Origin of the sequence: Pseudomonas sp. B329 (assembly GCF_023127835.1) — a bacterium.
Taxonomy (GTDB): domain Bacteria; phylum Pseudomonadota; class Gammaproteobacteria; order Pseudomonadales; family Pseudomonadaceae; genus Aquipseudomonas; species Aquipseudomonas synxantha_A.
Genome location: NZ_SPKP01000016.1, coordinates 128,967 through 142,691 on the forward strand (window position 1 = coordinate 128,967; position 13,725 = coordinate 142,691).

11 protein-coding genes are annotated in these 13,725 nt (G+C 61.2%); 4 read left to right on the forward strand and 7 right to left on the reverse strand.

All coding sequences use genetic code 11. The annotated features are described in order from the left end of the window. Positions 1 to 96: 96 nt before the first annotated feature. The gene (locus tag E4P00_RS11250) at positions 97 to 996 is read left to right on the forward strand and encodes a LysR substrate-binding domain-containing protein (RefSeq protein ID WP_248131477.1); all 900 of its coding nucleotides are present in this window, start codon (positions 97 to 99) and stop codon (positions 994 to 996) included. Positions 997 to 1,034: 38 nt separating this feature from the next. Here the strand turns inward: E4P00_RS11250 and E4P00_RS11255 are convergent, their stop codons facing one another. The 3 genes from E4P00_RS11255 to E4P00_RS11265 are packed head-to-tail and all read right to left on the reverse strand — an operon-like array spanning position 1,035 to position 4,801. Further along, complete coding sequence (locus E4P00_RS11255) at positions 1,035 to 2,327, reverse strand: FAD-binding oxidoreductase (RefSeq protein WP_078821168.1); 1,293 nt, start codon at positions 2,325 to 2,327, stop codon at positions 1,035 to 1,037. Continuing rightward, positions 2,324 to 3,418 carry a polyamine ABC transporter substrate-binding protein gene (locus E4P00_RS11260; RefSeq protein ID WP_078821167.1) on the reverse strand — a complete coding sequence of 365 codons (1,095 nt, stop codon included), beginning with the start codon at positions 3,416 to 3,418 and terminating at the stop codon, positions 2,324 to 2,326. The genes E4P00_RS11255 and E4P00_RS11260 overlap by 4 nt, the downstream gene beginning before the upstream one ends. Positions 3,419 to 3,442: 24 nt before the next feature. Beyond that, positions 3,443 to 4,801 (reverse strand): glutamine synthetase family protein, encoded by a 1,359-nt coding sequence (locus E4P00_RS11265; RefSeq protein WP_005788943.1) that lies wholly within the window; start codon positions 4,799 to 4,801, stop codon positions 3,443 to 3,445. 138 nt (positions 4,802 to 4,939) lie between these two features. Here E4P00_RS11265 and E4P00_RS11270 point away from each other — a divergent pair, with 138 nt between their 5' ends. Together E4P00_RS11270 and E4P00_RS11275 are read left to right on the forward strand one after the other, a co-directional pair. Beyond that, on the forward strand, positions 4,940 to 5,836 hold the full coding sequence (locus tag E4P00_RS11270; RefSeq protein WP_078821166.1) for a helix-turn-helix domain-containing protein: 897 nt from the start codon (positions 4,940 to 4,942) through the stop codon (positions 5,834 to 5,836). A gap of 321 nt (positions 5,837 to 6,157) precedes the next feature. Further along, positions 6,158 to 8,320, forward strand: a complete 2,163-nt coding sequence (locus tag E4P00_RS11275) for a TonB-dependent siderophore receptor (protein ID WP_216091591.1) — start codon at positions 6,158 to 6,160, stop codon at positions 8,318 to 8,320. Here the strand turns inward: E4P00_RS11275 and E4P00_RS11280 are convergent. Then, the gene (locus tag E4P00_RS11280) at positions 8,310 to 9,440 is read right to left on the reverse strand and encodes an MFS transporter (RefSeq protein WP_248131480.1); all 1,131 of its coding nucleotides are present in this window, start codon (positions 9,438 to 9,440) and stop codon (positions 8,310 to 8,312) included. The genes E4P00_RS11275 and E4P00_RS11280 overlap by 11 nt on opposite strands. A 98-nt stretch (positions 9,441 to 9,538) precedes the next feature. Between E4P00_RS11280 and E4P00_RS11285 the strand changes: the two genes are divergently transcribed. Next, positions 9,539 to 10,309 carry a helix-turn-helix transcriptional regulator gene (locus tag E4P00_RS11285; RefSeq protein WP_032880755.1) on the forward strand — a complete coding sequence of 257 codons (771 nt, stop codon included), beginning with the start codon at positions 9,539 to 9,541 and terminating at the stop codon, positions 10,307 to 10,309. 4 nt (positions 10,310 to 10,313) lie between these two features. Here the strand turns inward: E4P00_RS11285 and E4P00_RS11290 are convergent, their stop codons facing one another. From E4P00_RS11290 to E4P00_RS11300, 3 genes are all read right to left on the reverse strand, one after another. Next, positions 10,314 to 10,751: a carboxymuconolactone decarboxylase family protein gene (locus tag E4P00_RS11290; protein WP_005788953.1), complete on the reverse strand. Its 438-nt coding sequence runs from the start codon at positions 10,749 to 10,751 to the stop codon at positions 10,314 to 10,316. A gap of 93 nt (positions 10,752 to 10,844) precedes the next feature. After that, entirely contained in the window at positions 10,845 to 12,290 is a 1,446-nt protein-coding gene (locus E4P00_RS11295) for a mechanosensitive ion channel family protein (protein ID WP_032880754.1), read from the reverse strand. Positions 12,291 to 12,470: 180 nt separating this feature from the next. Then, complete coding sequence (locus E4P00_RS11300) at positions 12,471 to 13,337, reverse strand: pirin family protein (protein WP_148853888.1); 867 nt, start codon at positions 13,335 to 13,337, stop codon at positions 12,471 to 12,473. Positions 13,338 to 13,725 lie beyond the last annotated feature (388 nt).

A 13,725-nucleotide genomic window follows, 5' to 3' on the forward strand; every position in this document is an offset into this window, starting at 1 on the left:
CAATCGGTTGGTTGTGACCGTTGAGCAGATGCTAGATTGCGTTAGTCAGACCGTCCAAGACATACTGCGACCAACTTGAGTCCTTGCAGGTCTTACATGATCGATCTACGCCAACTGCGCTACTTCGAAGTGGTCGCCGAAGAGGAACACGTCGGCCGCGCCGCCGAGCGCTTGCACATCTCCCAATCGCCCCTGAGCCGGCAAATAGCCCAGCTCGAAGAGTGCCTGGGCCTGACCCTGTTCGAGCGCAGCCAGCAGCGCATCCGCCTGACCCGCGACGGCCAGACCTTCCTGGCCGAAACCAAGGCGTTGCTGACCCATGCCAACCGTCTGGAATCGCTGGGCAAGCGCCTGGGCCGTGGGGAAGAAGGCGGCCTGTGCATCGGCTATATCGAAAATGCCATGCACGCCGGTGTTCTGCCCAATGCCTTGCGCATACTGCGCGACGATCGCCCCACCGTGCATATCAAGCTGTATAACCTGCCCTCCCTCGAACAGTTGGAGGGCCTGCGCCAACGCAGTCTGGACATCGCCCTGGTAAGCGAGCCCCCCGCCGACGACGATCCAGACCTGAGCGCCTTGCAGGTGCTCGACGACCCGATGCTGCTGGCCCTGCCCGAACAGCATCCGCTGGCCCGGCAACGCAAACTGCTGCCCGAACACCTGGCCGATCAACAATGGATCGGCGTGCAGCGCAAAGCCGGCGCCAACCCCGCCGATGATTTCGTCGCCGCCTGCATCCGTGCCGGTTTCACCCCACAGATTCCCATGGAAGCCAGCGAACCCTTTACCGCACTGGGCCTGGTGGCGTCAGGGCTCGGGGTAGCGATGGTGCAGAAGGGCCTGAGCCGCAATGCCCCGCCCGGCGTGGTGTTGCGAGAGTTGCCGTGGCTGACCTACACCACACCGCTGTGGGCGGCCTGGCACCGCGTTAATTTGCGACCGCTGGTGGAGACGTTTCGCAAGGTGCTGACTGAAACTGAGGTTAGTGAATAAGGCGCCCAGTACAGCGATTGCCTGCGCCCTTTGTGTGATCAAAGCACCTCCCGCAACCGATACCACAACATCCCCAACGCCAACAGCGGCGAGCGCAGCGCCTTGCCGCCCGGGAAGGTCATGTGCGGCACCTGGCTGAAAATATCCAGGCCGCGACTTGCACCCGCGTGAATCGCTTCGGCCAGCAGCCGTGCGCACCAGTGGGTCACGTTGAGGCCATGGCCGGAATAGCCCTGGGCATAGAACACATTGGGGTACTGCTTCAACCGCCCGACCTGGGGAAAGCGGTTGGCGGTGATGCCAATCTTGCCGCCCCACTGGAACTCGATGGCGGTGTCGGCCAACTGCGGGAAGACCTTGAGCATTTTCGGGCGCATGTAGGCGGCGATGTCCTGGGGATCGCGCCCCGAGTAATGGCAGGCACCGCCAAACAGCAGGCGCCGGTCGGCGGACAGCCGGTAGTAATCCAGCCCGACTTTCTGGTCGCACAGCGCCAGATTCTGCGGAATCAATTGCTCGGCCACCGTTTCCGGCAACGGCTCGGTGGCGATGATGTAGCTGCCCGCCGGCAGCACCTTGCCGCCCAGGCGCGGCTCCAGGTTCTCCAGATGCGCATTGCACGCCAGCACCAGATGGGCGGCGCGCACGCTGCCACCGGCGCAACGCACCTGCACAGTGTTGCCATGGATCAGTTCCAGCACCTCGGTCTGTTCAAAGATCCGCACCCCGAGGGCCTCGGCCACCTGCGCCTCGCCAAGCACCAGGTTGAGCGGGTGCAGATGCCCGGAGCCCATGTCGACCAGGCCTCCGGCGTACACCGTCGAGCCCACCACCTGGGCCATGTCCTGCGCGCCCACCAACCAGGTTTCAGGGGCATAGCCCATGGCCGCCAACTGCGCCTGTTCATTCTTGAACGCGGCGAATTGCGCCGGGGTGTTGGCCAGTTCACAAAAACCCCAGCGCAAGTCGCAATCGATACCATGCTCGCCGATGCGCTCGCCCACCAACGCCACCGAGTCGATACCGGCTCGCGCCAGATAGCGCACGCCCTCCTCGCCCACGTATTTGGCAAACCCCGAGACATCATGACCGATACCCCGAATCAACTGCCCACCGTTGCGCCCGCTGGCACCCCAGCCAATGCGTCGGGCCTCCAGCACAATCACCGAGAGCCCGCGCTGGGCCAGTTCGATGGCCGTGTTGACCCCGGTGAACCCGCCGCCGATCACACACACATCGACGCTCAGATCAGCGTCGAGTGCAGGCCGCTGCGGCATGGTGTTGGCTGTCGCGCGGTAATAGGACTGCGCATGTTCGTTGGACTGAATCATCGGTTGGACTTCACTTTGCTCCAGGCGCGGGTCATCACGCGCATGGTCGCCGGCGTGGGCGTGGTGGAAATGTAGAGTTTGTCGAGGACTTCCTGGGGCGGGTAAACCTCAGGATTGTTGACCAGTTCCGGGGCCATGAACGGCTTGGCCGCCGGGTTGGCGTTGGCGTAGCCCACCGAGGCGCTGACCTTGGCGATCACTTCGGGTTCGAGCAGGTAGTTGATGAACGCGTGGGCCTCTTTGGGGTTGGTGGCGTCGGCAGGAATTGCCAGCAGGTCGAACCACAGGTTGGAGCCTTCCTTGGGAATCGAGTAAGCAATGTTCACCCCGTTTTTGGCTTCCTTGGCGCGGTTGGCGGCCTGGAACACATCGCCGGAATAACCGAACGCCACGCAGATATTGCCGTTTGCCAGGTCCGAGATGTACTTGGAGGAATGGAAATAAGTGATGTACGGCCGCAGCGTCAGCAGCTTGGCTTCGGCCTGCTTGTAGTCCTCGGCGTTCTCGCTGCGTGGGTCCTTGCCCATGTAGTTGAGGATCGCCGGGAACAGCTCATCCGGCGAATCAAGGAAGGCCACACCGCATTCATGGAGCTTCTTGAGATTGTCCGGCTCGAACAGCACCGCCCATGAATCAATGCGCTCGATACCCAGCACCTGCTTGACCTTGTCGACGTTGTAACCGATGCCATTGGTGCCCCACAGGTACGGCACCGAGTGCGCGTTATCCGGGTCGTTCTGCTCCAGCAGCTTGAGCAACCGGGGATCGAGGTTCTTGAAGTTTGGCAGTTGCGCACGGTCCAGCGTGAGGAACGCGCCGGCCTTCACTTGCCGCGCCAGGAAGTGGTTGGAGGGCACCACCACGTCATAGCCGGTGCGCCCGGCGAGCAACTTGCCTTCCAGGGTTTCGTTGGAGTCGAACACGTCATAGACCACCTTGATCCCGGTGTTGGCCTGGAAATCCGCCAAGGTGGTTTCACCGATGTAGTCAGTCCAGTTGTAGACGCTCACCGTCGACGCTGCCTGGGCGCTGAACGCCACCGGTAGTACAAGTGCAAGTGCCAACGGCAGAAACTTGTTCACAAGACGCATATCGTCACCCCTTTTATCGTTGTTTTAGACGCTCAACAGCAGGAATTCACGTTCCCAGGAACTGATCACCCGCTTGAAATTCTCATGCTCGGCGCGCTTGACCGCGACGTAGCCGCGCACGAATTTTTCGCCCAGGTATTGCTTGACTGTGTCGCAGTCTTCCATGCGTGCCAGGGCATCCTCGAGGGTGAACGGCAGGCGCAGGTTGCGGCGCTCATAGGCACGGCCTTCCACCGGCGCACTGGGCTCGATCTGCTCGATCATGCCCAGGTAGCCACACAACAAGCTGGCGGCGATCGCCAGGTAGGGATTGGCATCGGCACCCGGCAAGCGGTTTTCCACGCGCATCGCCTCGGGGCTGGAAGTCGGCACGCGCAGGCCGACGGTGCGGTTTTCTTCACCCCATTCGACGTTGACCGGCGCCGAGGTGTCCGGCAAAAAGCGCCTGAACGAGTTCACGTTGGGTGCAAACATCGGCAGCAGCTTGGGGATGTACTTCTGCAGGCCGCCGATGTGATGCAGGAATAACGGGCTCATGTTGCCGTCGGCATCGACGAACACCGGTTTTCCGGTGGCAATTTCCACCACGCTCTGGTGCAGGTGCATGGCGCTGCCGGGTTCGTCGGCCACCGGCTTGGCCATGAACGTAGCGGCCACGTTGTGCTTGAGCGCGGCCTCGCGCAGGGTGCGCTTGAACACAGTGATCTGATCGGCCAGGTCCAGGGCGTCGCCGTGACGGAAGTTGATCTCCATCTGCGCCGGGCCGTCTTCGTGGATCAGTGTGTCGAGGTCCAGGCCCTGGGCTTCGCACCAGTCGTAGACGTCTTCGAACAGCGGGTCGAATTCGTTGGCGGCATCGATGGAAAATGACTGGCGCCCGGTTTCGGCACGCCCCGAACGACCGATGGGGGTTTTCAACGGCAGGTCCGGGTCTTCGCAGCGCTGGGTCAGGTAGAACTCCATTTCCGGCGCGACAATCGGCTGCCAGCCCTGGTCGGTGTACAGCTGCAGGACTTTTTTCAGCACATTGCGCGGCGACAGTTCAATCGGGTTGCCCTGTTTGTCGAAGGTGTCGTGGATCACGATGGCGGTGGGCTCGATGGCCCAGGGCACCACGTAGGTGGCGTTGGCCACCGGGCGGCAGATCATGTCGATATCAGCCGGGTCCAGCAGGTCGTAGTAGATGTCGTCGTCGACAAAGTCCCCGGTTACCGTTTGCAGCAGCACACTTTCCGGCAGGCGCATGCCTCGCTCATGCAGGAACTTGTTGGTGGGTGCAATTTTGCCGCGCGCAATGCCAGTCAAGTCACTGATCACGCATTCGACTTCGGTAATCTTGTGTTCTTTCAGCCAGGTGGAGAGCTGATCGAAGGGGGCATTCATAAGGACCTCGTCTTGGGTGAGATGCGGCGCCGGCTTGTACAGTCGACACATTGAGGTCTATCTTGGGCCGGCCTTGAAACGGCATCTATCCACTTTGCACGCAGTACAACGCACCAATAGAGTGCGCACGGATTCCCCATGACACAGGCAACCGCTTTGCGCGTACAGGCCTTCGCTACCGGCGATGTGACCGCCCAATGCAGTGCGACACCCGGTTGGGTGCAGCACTACCAGCAAATGTCCCCCGGGCATTTCGCCGGGCGCGTGCGCTACCTCGACCTGCAAGGCGTGCAGGTGTACGAAGAATGTATGAACACCCGCGTGGAACAGCACTTCAACGCACCGCCAGGCTCGCTGTCGTTCTGCTTCGATGGCAGCGACAACGCGCTCTACCTGCTTAACGGCGAAAGCCGCAATACCTGGATCACCCCGCAGAACTACCGCGAAGTGGCGGTGGTGTTCGGCCCGCAGTTCGTGCAGCGCCATGGGCTGGACATGGCCAGACTGGAAGGGTTGTTCATGGCGCCACTGGCCTGTCAGCAAAACGCGCTGTTCACTCGCTGGCTCAGCGGAACCCTTACGCGCCTGTCGGCACTGACCGACCCCATCAGCCGTGATGCCCTGACCCAGCAGTTGCTCGACGATTGCCTGTTTATCCTCGACAACGCCTGCGTGTGCCTGGACGGCAGTTCCTTGCAAAAACGCAATGAAGAACGCCGGTTGATGGCGCGTATCGGTGAATGGGCGGCGGATGCTCCGGATGAAACTGCCAACCTGCTGGAACTGGCGCAGATTGCGGGTGTGCCGTTGCGCCAATTGCAACAAGGGTTCAAGACCTACACCGGGATGAGTCCGGCGCAGTGGTTGCGGTTGCGTCGGTTGAATGGGGCGCGGCGGGAGCTATTGAGTGGCGCGGATACCACCGTGGCCGAGGTGGCGATGAATTGGTCGTTCTGGCATTTGGGGCGGTTTTCCAATAGCTATCGAGCACTATTCAAGGAACTGCCCAGCGAAACCCTCAAGCGCTCACGTTGAAACGCATTCAAAAAGGTGGGAGGGGGCTTGCCCCCGATGAGGGAGTGTCAGCCAATACATCTGGGGCTGGCCCACCGCCATCGGGGGCAAGCCCCCTCCCACCTTTAACCAGACCGAGTACATATCCATTGTGCTGTAACGGCCACTATCGGTTCCGCCCACCGGCGGGTCACCTTGCAAAAGCGGCAAAGTAATCAAATGTTCTTGCCCCTCCACTCGGCACCTCGCCCAGGCTCGGTGTGCGCGAGTACCGAACGCTTGTAAAACCTGGCCGTTATGCCTAGCTTATGCGCCCCCGCCCCGCGCTATAAGGCCCTGCCCATGGTTCTGCGTTTTCGACCCGTCGTCACTTCACGTTTTGCCCTCGGCCTGCTGCTCAGTGGCGGCATCGGCAGCAGCCTGGCCGCCGAGATCCAATTGCCGGCGGTGAAGGTCCAGGGCCTGGATGAGTCCGGTTACCGCAATGAAACCGCTTCGGTGGGCGGTTTTGACGAAGCACCATTGCTCGACACTCCGGCCTCGATCACGGTGATCAACGCAGCCTTGATCAAGGACCAGCAGGCACGCTTGCTCAGTGAAGTGCTGCGCAACGATGCCTCGGTGGGCGACAGTTACGCGCCCATCGGCTATTACGAAAACTTCGTGGTGCGCGGCTTCTCACTGAATGCGGCCAGCAGCTACAAGATCAACGGGCGCACCATCACCGGCGAGCAGAACGTCGCTCTGGAAAACAAGCAGCAGGTGGAAGTGCTCAAGGGCCTGGCCGGTTTGCAGAGCGGCATTTCCGAGCCCAGTGGCGTGATCAACTACGTGACCAAGCGGCCGGAGGACGTGCGTTCGGTAACGGTGTCTACCGATGATCGCGGCAGCGGTTATATCGCCACCGATGTCGGCGGCTGGTTTGGCAGCGAGCAGCAGTTCGGCCTGCGTGCCAACGTCGCCCATGAAGACCTCAATTCCTATGTGGAACACGCCAATGGCCAGCGCGATTTCCTGTCCCTGGCCTTTGACTGGAACATCAGCCCCGACGCCGTGCTGCAACTGGATGCCGAGTACCAGAACAAGCAACAACGTTCGGTACCGGGGTATCAACTGTTGGGGGGTACGGAAGTGCCCCATGACGCCTCGCCGAAAAAGCTGCTGGGGCATCAGACTGGCGGCAAGCAGGTGGGGATTGATTCGCTGAACCTCAACGGCAAGTTCGAGTACCGTTTCAGCGACCAGTGGAAAGGTAATATCAGTGCGGCGCGCAGCAAGGTGGTGATTGACGATTACAGCTCGTTTGCGTGGGGCTGCTACGGGTCGGCCAGTTGCAGTTCAACAAGCGTACCGAACTACTTCAGCCCCGAAGGCAATTACGACGTCTACGATTACCGCAGCCCTGACGACACTCGCCGCGACGACGAAATCCAGGCGGCCATGACCGGCCTGTTCGACACCGGTAGCATAGGCCACGAACTGACGTTTGGCACCAGCGCCTTTCGCCGGGTGATCGACAAACGCAAGTCGGTCAACGAATTTATCGGCACCGCCAATATCGACGAACGAGTTCCGAGTTTTCCCCCTACCGACAAACCGCTGAACGACAGCCACCGCAACCTCGACAGCCGCCAGTACGGCCTGTTCGTCACTGACCGCATCCGCTTCAACGAGCAATGGCAAACCATCCTCGGTGGCCGTGAAGTACGCCTGGATGAAAAAGCCTTTGACGGCGTCACCGGCAACCAGACACGCCACACCCAACAATACGTGTTCCTGCCCCAGGCCTCGCTGATCTACAAACCAGTGGACAACGTTTCGCTGTACACCAGCTACAGCAAGGGCCTGTCACTGGGTGGCACGGCGCCGTGGTTCGCAAAAAACCAGGATGAAACCCTCGCCCCCACCGTCTCCCGTCAAATCGAAGCCGGGGTTAAATACGACTGGCGCCGCATCAGCTTTGCCGCTGCCGTGTTCCAGACGCGCCAGGCTTACCAATACGCCAAGCCCGAGGGTGACGGTTTCACCTACCTGCAGCAAGGCCAACAGAAGAACACCGGCCTGGAACTGTCCGCCAACGGCTGGGCCACCGACCGCCTGCAAATCGCAACCAGCGTGGCAGCGATTCGAGCGCGGGTCAGCGGCAGCGGCACGCCGGACTATGAAGGCCACCAGGCGATCAACGTGCCCAAGCTGCGCGCCAGCCTGTACGCCGACTATGCCTTGCCGTGGGTCAATGGCCTGGCGGTACTGGGCGGCGTGCAATACAGCGCCAAGAAATACGCCAATCGCACCGGTAATGTACAGGTGGGTGATTACGCGGTGGTCAATGTCGGCAGCCGTTACACCACCAAGGTCGATGGGTACGAGACGGTGTTTCGCCTGAGCGTCGACAACCTGTTCGACAAGCGTTACTGGCGCGACGCAGGCGAGTACATGGGCGATGACTACCTGTTCCAGGGCGCACCGCTGACGGCGCGCCTGAGTGCATCGGTCAACTTCTGAAGACCCGCGGCGTTGCCAGCCACAACGCCGCCAAGCTGCATACCAACAGGCTCCAGCCAAGGTCCTGGGTCCATGCCACCAGGGTCAGCCCGCCACCAATCACCAGGTAATACAGCAAGCCAAACAAGGCGGCGGCAGTGCCGAGGCGATCGCGGTAGTCGACTAACGCGCCGCCGAGCACATTGGGTATCGCCATGCCGAATGCCAGCACCACCAGCAACATCGGCCATACCAATAACCAGCTGTGTTGCAGGGCCAGTACCAGCAGGCTCCCCACCACCGCCACTGCAGCAGCGACAAACACCAATTGATCGCTGTCCATACCACGCTTGAGCAAGGTTTTGTTCAGCCACGCCCCCAGGCCGGACCCCAACGCCAGCAGCACGCCGCTGTAGCCGAACTCGGCAGTGGAGCGCCCCAGGTACGCGAAGATAAACGGCCCCACGCTGTAATAGCTGAACAGCGCAATATTGAAGGCTGCCACCAATCCGACCGAGCGCCAGATTCCGGCATCCTTGAGCATCAATCCGAGTGTCTGGCCAAGGGCGGCCGTGGGCAACGATGCCGGGCGTGTTTCCGGCAGGGCCCACAGGCACCAGGCCCACAACCCCAGTGCGAGCAGCAGCAATGTGCCAAGCACGCCACGATAGCCGAAGCACTCCACCAGGCTTGCACCGCTGAATAACCCGATGGCGGGGCTGGCCGCCAGCGCAATGCCCATCAGCGAAAACACCTGGGCCAGTCCAGCGCCGTGGAACCGGTCACGCAACACGGTCTGCGTGACCACCGACCCCACCGCCGCACCGAAAGCAGCACACGCCTGGGCCAGCAACAAACCGTTGAATGTGGTCACATTCAAGGCCAGCGCCGAGGCGCCTGCATAAACCCCAAGCCCGATCAGCATCACGGGCCGCCGCCCCCAACGATCGCTCAAGCGCCCCCATACCACTACACCAAAAGCGAAGGCCAGGAAGTACACCGACAGTGTCTGCCCCGCCCGCTCAGGCTCGACCGCGAAGACCCGGCCGATATCGCCCAGGGCCGGGCTGTACAGGGTCTGGGCCAATTGCGGGAACATCAGCAAGGCCATCGTCAGCATCAGCAAATTTCCAGACTTCATCACCAGGTCCATCCATAAAAACAATGGACGAATTCTAGGGCGCGCCAACTGGGGTATTATCCAGACTTCGACATTTTATCCATGAAATCGGACAAACCATGGCTTGGCTTGAAGCGACTGCGTCTTTCAATCCCGACGCGTTTGCCGCTCCCGTGATCGGCATCGCTGCGGTGCTGGGCAATCACGACTCCGGCATGCATCGCCACCAGCGCGGGCAGTTGCTGTTCACCCAGCAAGGTTGCACGCGCATCACGCTGGACACCCAGCTGTGCCTGCTGCCGCCCACCCGCGCTGCCTGGATACCTTGCGGCCTGCCTCATCGCGCGGTGATGCAGCACGCGGTCGATTACCGGTCGGTGTACGTGAGCGCGGCCCTGGCCGGGCAGTTACCCGCGCAGGTGCGAGTGATCCAAGTGAGTACCTTGCTGCGGGCCGTACTGGAACCGATGGCTATGGCACCCTTCGAGACCGATTGGCACACCGGCCGCTATGCCCACTTGCTTGGGCTGTGCCTGGACGAAATCCGCCACGCGGTCGAGCAGCCCCTGCTCCTGCCGTTGCCGCAAGACAAGCGCCTGGCACCCTTGCTGGCCCAACTCGACCGCTTGCCACCGACATTGCAGGAACTGGAGCAGCACATTGGCGCCAGCACCAAGACCATTGGCCGGATTTTTCTCAGGGAGACCGGCCTGGGGTATCAGCAGTGGCGCCAACAGTGGCGACTGATGCGGGTGATCGAACTGCTCGCCACCGGGCGCAGCCTGGGCTACTGCGCCTTTGAACTGGGCTTTGCCAGCGACAGTGCGTTGATCGCCTTTTTCAAAGGCATGACCGGCAGCACCCCGCGTGGTTATTTCAAAGCCAACTGATGCCTTACTTGGGCATCTTGCGAAACCCCACCGCCAGGCGATTCCAGCTGTTGATGGTGGCGATGGCCACGCTCAGGTCGACTTGCTCCTGTGGGCTGAATTCGGCGGCCAGGGCGTTGAAGTCTTCATCCGGGGCGTGGGTGTGGCTGAGCAGGGTCAGGCTTTCGGCCCAGGCCAGGGCGGCGCGTTCACGTGGGGTGAAAAATGGCGTTTCGCGCCAGGCCGACAGGGTGTACAGACGCCGCTCGGTCTCGCCGCCTTTGCGCGCATCGGCGGTGTGCATGTCGAGGCAGAACGCGCAGCCGTTGATTTGCGAGACGCGCAGGCGCACCAGTTCCAGCAGTGGCAATTCGATGGAGAGTTTGCCTACCGCCGCTTCCAGGGCGAGCATGGCTTTCATCGCGTCTGGGGAAGCGGTGTAGAAATCGGTACGGGTTTGCATGATGAGACTCCAGAACGTTGGGACAGGTGCGCAGAGTAATCAGCGCAGCGTTCTGGAGAAATAGCCAATCCGGGCGAAGAACAGGTGACCAATCTACAGGCCACGCTTCCTCAGCCACTGGATGAAACCCTTCTTGACCGGCACCACGGGTACGTCTTCGGTCAGGGCCTGGGCGGCATGGCGACGGAAATCCAGCAGCGCTTTCATGGCTTCGCCGATATCATGCCGAGCGTCCAGGCACGGCTTGAGGTATTCATTTTCGATGCGGTACAGCGTGCAGTAGGTCTTGGCCGAAAAATCCGCCAGTGCCGCCTGGTCGGAAAGGATGCCGGACTCACCGATCACCTCCCCCGGCCCCATGCGCCCGGCCTCGAACTTGTGCCCGTCCTTGATCAACAGCACCGAGACCACGCCAGACTCGATGATGAACAGGTGATCGCTGACCTCTCCCGCCGCCAGGATCATCTCACCGGCGCGGTAGGTGTGCAGGGTCATGTTCTGGCTGAAGGTGTCTTTTTCTTCCTGACGCAAGGTAGAGAAGATCGATGAGCGCTCAAGCAGAGCACGGGCGCCGGACACGGATGGCGGCGTGCTGCCTTCGGTGGAGGACAACAGCCCCACACCTGCCGCCTGCAAATGCCGATAGGCCAGGTCGTAAAGCTGGTTGCGTGTTTCACGCTTGAGGCCCATGGCCGGCACAAACCCACTGATTTCATATTCCACGCCGCCGCTGGTGGAGGCCTTGAACGCCACGCTTGGGGCGGGCTTGGCCAGCAGCGGCCGGCAGCCCTGCATGGCACGCTCCAGGGCCTCGATCACGGTTTGCGGGCGCGCATGGGGGCTGACTTGCAGGCTGACCGCCAGGCCGAACATGTCTGCCGGGCGCGAAAAGTTGATGATCTTGGCTTTGGCCGCCAGGGAATTGGGGATCACCGCCAGGCTGCCCTGGGACGTTTGCAGGCGCGTGGCGCGCCAGTCGATGTCGGTGACGCGGCCTTCAGTACCGTCGATGGAGATCCAGTCATCGATCTGGTAAGGCTTGGTGGTATTGAGGACGATCCCGGAAAACACATCGCTCAAGGTGCTTTGCAGCGCCAGGCCGACAATGATCGCCACGGCGCCGGAGGTGGCCAGCACGCCTTTGACCGGCAGGTCGAGCACATAGGCCATGGCGGCGATGATCGCGATCAGGAAAATCACCGCGCCCAGCAGGTCCTGCAATAAACGCCCGGTATGGCCGACCCGCTGCATCATCACCGCGCCGAGCAACACCGTAAGGGTGCGCGCCGCGAACAGCCACCAGCCGATCTGCAACGCCGTGGCGGCGAGGTGCAAGGTGGTGTCGTCGGCATAGGGCGCCGCTTGCATGGGGTTCATGCCGTCGTTGAACAACACGGCACTGAATACCGCAAAGATCACCAGCCGCGCCGCCAGTTTCCAATTGGCCAGGCTGGGGGAAATAAGGCGCCACACGGCAATGTCGATAAGGATCAACGCCACGGCGCACAACATCGGGTGATCAGCGATAAATGAGGGCATCCAGGCGACTCCAGGGCGAATGCCGAGAAGATCGCATGAAATAAGAACCCTGGGAACAAAATGTAGGAGCGAGCTTGCTCGCGAAAAACCACAACGATAACGCGTTCTGTCTGATTGAACGCAGTATGTTGAAGTTCTTCGCGAGCAAGCTCGCTCCTACAGGTTTTTTGCGGTGAACCGTCAGGTGTGCATCTGCCCGAACTTGCCCGACTGGAAGTCGGCGAACGCCTGGTGAATCTCCTGCTCGGTGTTCATCACGAACGGACCGTGGCCGACGATGGGCTCGTCGATGGGTTCACCGCTGAGCAGCAGCACCTTGGCGTCGTCATTGGACTCCAGGGTGATCTGATCACCGTCACGCTCGAACAACGCCAGTTGCCCTTGGCGCGCGACTTCTTTGCCGTTGACCAGCACAGTGCCGCTGAGGATCACCAAGGCCGTGTTGCGCCCGGCGTGCAGGTCCAGCGTGACCGCCTTACCGGCGTTGAGGCGCAAGTCCCACACGTCAATCGGCGTAAAGGTGCGGGCCGGGCCCTGAGTACCGGCGAACTCACCGGCGATCAGGCGCAATTGCCCCGCGTCGTTAGCCAATGGCAGCACCGGGATATCGCCATCCACGATGGTCTGGTAACCGGCATCCGCCATTTTGTCCTTGGCCGGCAGGTTGACCCACAGTTGCACCATTTCCAGCGCCCCGCCGCTACGAGCGAAAGCTTGGGAGTGAAATTCCTCGTGGAGAATGCCCTTGGCTGCAGTCATCCATTGCACATCGCCCGGGCCGATTTTGCCGCCGGCACCGGTGGAATCGCGGTGCTCGACTTCGCCGTCGTAGACGATGGTCACGGTTTCAAAACCGCGATGCGGGTGTTGGCCGACGCCGCGACGCTGTTCAGTCGGGGTGAATTCAGCCGGGCCTGCGTGATCCAGCAACAGGAATGGGCTGATGTGCTTGCCCATGGTGTCGTAGGAAAACAGCGTGCGTACCGGGAAACCATCGCCGACCCAGTGGGCGCGGGGGCTGGTGTAGATACCAATTAGCTTCTTCATGATGTACCTCCAAAGTGAGTACAGCTTAATTCGCCTCACCTCTGAGCACTAGAGGGCAAAACTGGCCCTGATCGTTCTACATATAGAACAATTCTTTAGCCTGTGGGAGCTGGCTTGCCTGCGATGACGGCCTGCCAGTCGATATCTATCTACCTGACACCCCACGATCCAAACTGTGGGAGCGGGCTTGCTCGCGAAGGCGGCCTTGCAGTCAACACAGTTAGATTGTGTACATATCCATTGCTGCGGTAACGGCCTCTTAGGGTTCCGCCTGACGGCGGGTCACTTTGGAAAAGAGCCGGAATGCCGGCCCAACCCAAAGTAACCAAAGGGCTCTTGCCCCACCACTCGGCACCTCGCCCAGGCTCGGTGTGCCCGTAATCCGCCA